Origin of the sequence: Aeromonas sp. HMWF016, assembly GCF_963878195.1 — a bacterium.
Classification (GTDB): Bacteria; Pseudomonadota; Gammaproteobacteria; order Enterobacterales; family Aeromonadaceae; genus Aeromonas; species Aeromonas lacus.
On record NZ_CAWNWX010000097.1, the window covers coordinates 1 to 2482 of the forward strand.

Consider the following 2482-nt stretch of genomic DNA (forward strand, 5'->3'; position numbering starts at 1 on the left):
GTTCTTTGACAAGGTCATTATCCCATGTGACTGTAATATAATCACCGATCGCCATGGTTTGATATGGAGCAATTCTTACAAATACGCCTCCTGCGATATCAATCTCATGGATGTTTATTTCATTTCCATTTTTTATTTGAGGCAGGTCAGGTTGCGCTAGGTAATCTTTCACATTGTTCATAAATATATTTTTTAAGTTGATTTTGTATGTGGTCACTATATCGCATATTGATAGGATTTACTGTGATTTAAAATTCACACATCATGAAAATAACTCATGTTAAAATAGACAAAAGGCTAAATAACCGTGCCTACGTTCCTAATAGGAATACACCTTCGCTGTGCCACCGCAGTTCTAAGTGATTAACTCAATTGCTGTAAACTGACTGGAATATCAGGGCGAGTTCGCGAACGCTTTTTGAGCGAACGATAGGGTTTGACCGACGTCCCGGGCTGTGATCTTATGCTCTCTTTTCGGGAAGCCACTTCATGTCCATCGACGCCTTCTCTGAGCACTTTGCCGAGCTCCGAGATCCAAGGCAAACTACTGCCAAAGTTGCTTATCCCTTATTTGATGTGTTGTTTCTGACGCTCTGTGCTGTTATTGGCGACGCTGAAGGATTGCAGGACATAGAGGACTCGCTCGGTGCCAACCCGAACTGATTCCAAAAGCGCCAGCTCTTCCTCAATGGAATGCCGGTTGATGACACTATTGCCCGCGTCATTTCCCGGCTCGACCCATTGCAGTTTCAGCATTGCTTTCTTAGTTGGATGACATCGGTTAGCCAACGTAGTAAAGGTGCAGTGATCGCCTTGGACGGACAGGTATTGCGAGGCTCCTATAATCGTGATGACAGGGCTTCAGCTATAGTGCTTTTGCCTGTGCCAATGGTGTCGTGCTAGGCCAGGTGAAAACCGATGCCCAATCTAATGAGATCAAGCGCAATCCCGCCGTTGTTGTCGTTGTTGGATATCAATGATTGCCTGTACAGATCTAGTTATCACCTGACACCGGCCTCAAACCGGTGTCTTGTTTACGCTACTTTAGAGCGCACTTCCTTCGGTATCAATTTCAGACCCTTCTTGAACATGCTGTAGGGGGTTTGTCCCTCCATCATCCTGCCCTGATGTGGCCGCTGGGTGTTGTAGTGTTCCAGGTTGCTATCCAGGTCTGTCTGCATCTGCTCTACCGACTCATACCAGGTCGTTCTCCCCTTGATACGGAAGTATTCATCCAGCAATGTTAGATGTAGTCGCTCGATAAAGCCGTTGCTCTGCGGCCTGCGCACCTTGGTTGTCCGGTGCTCAATGCCCTCCAGTTGCAGGAACAGCTCGTAGGGATGATGGTCAGGGCGTCCACAGAACTCGCGCCCGTTGTCCGACAGGATGGTATAGACCCGTGCCTCGTGGGCTTCGAAGAACGACAGTACCGTTTCGTTGAGCACATGGACCGAGGTCACCGGCAGCTTGCTGGTGTAGAGCCGTCCCCAAGCGTGGCGACTGTAGCAGTCCAGTACGGTTTGCAGATACACCTTGCCAACCCCCTTGAGCGCGCCGACGAAGAAGGTGTCGACTGACACCAGCTCTCCGGTGTAGTGGACCTCAATCTGGCGTTCACGGAACTCGGGGCTGAAACGCTCTAACAGGCGAATCTGTTCGTCATTGAGCTCAATGGTCTGCTCCCGGTGCGTTTTCTCGAGGCGCAACAAGCGGTCGTGTTTGGAGAGCAAGTCGTGACGTTGCCACACGCCACGCACTCCACCGGCACTGACGTTGATACCTTGCAGAGCCAGTTCTTGGGCGACCCGCAGCGAGCCATGAGTTGGTCTGGTGAGGGAGTCATCGAGGATGGCCTGCTCAATTCCGGGCGCGACCCGGTTGGGATGGGCCCCTTCACAGCCGGGCAATTTGTCGAGCAAGCCTTCGGCGCCATAGGTCTGGTAATTACGGCGAATTTCGTAGAACGGCTGACGACTGTAGCCGATGAGCTTGCAGGCTTTGCTGACGTTATTGAGCTCTTTGGCGATCTCTAGCAGGCTGAGTTTACGACGTACTACTTTCTCGTTGGTGGTCATACGGTGACTCTAGATAACACGGTAGGGGTACCGTTTTGTTATCCGGTTTGAAGCCGTATGACCACTCCCTTTTGTGGGCAACTGTCAGGTGAATACGATCTCCATACAGATTGCCTGATATCGATTGATGCGATAGTCTGCCAGACAGCCATTGCGGCTCAGATTATCGAGCGTGGCCATCAGATGACCACTCAATTACATAATAAAAAATATAATTACTCACTTAATATCGAGCAAATGTCCATTAACTCACTGAATCTATCAGTTTTGAAATAAATGTTTCGCTGAAAAGAAACTATCGATTCAAAGGGTTTTTCAATATAGATAAGGTTTTTCCCTATATCAATATCATCATAGTCATACCTTGGCATAAAACTAACACCAGCACCATTATTGATGAGATATAT

The 2482-nt window shown here is 48.7% G+C and carries 3 protein-coding genes and 1 pseudogene; 1 reads left to right on the top strand and 3 read right to left on the bottom strand.

What is annotated here, in order from left to right:
- Window positions 1-181 (bottom strand): hypothetical protein (locus AACS24_RS16015; RefSeq protein WP_219927731.1); only part of this gene is annotated, 181 nt, incomplete at its 3' end.
- Between the two features lie 308 nt (window positions 182-489).
- Between AACS24_RS16015 and AACS24_RS16020 the strand changes: the two are divergent.
- Window positions 490-987: pseudogene (locus AACS24_RS16020) on the top strand (ISAs1 family transposase); the annotation flags it as partial.
- Window positions 988-1034: 47 nt separating this feature from the next.
- Here the strand turns inward: AACS24_RS16020 and AACS24_RS16025 are convergent.
- Entirely contained in the window at window positions 1035-2075 is a 1041-nt protein-coding gene (locus AACS24_RS16025) for an IS481 family transposase (protein ID WP_108571303.1), read from the bottom strand.
- A 215-nt stretch (window positions 2076-2290) separates the two neighbouring features.
- Window positions 2291-2482, bottom strand: a 192-nt coding sequence (locus AACS24_RS16030; protein ID WP_219927732.1) for a hypothetical protein, incomplete at its 5' end; no start/stop codon positions are given.

Bases quoted from the DNA above. Each gene is read 5' to 3' on its own strand.
- AACS24_RS16025 (WP_108571303.1), bottom strand. From the start codon at position 2,075: ATGACCACCAACGAGAAAGTAGTACGTCGTAAACTCAGCCTGCTAGAG.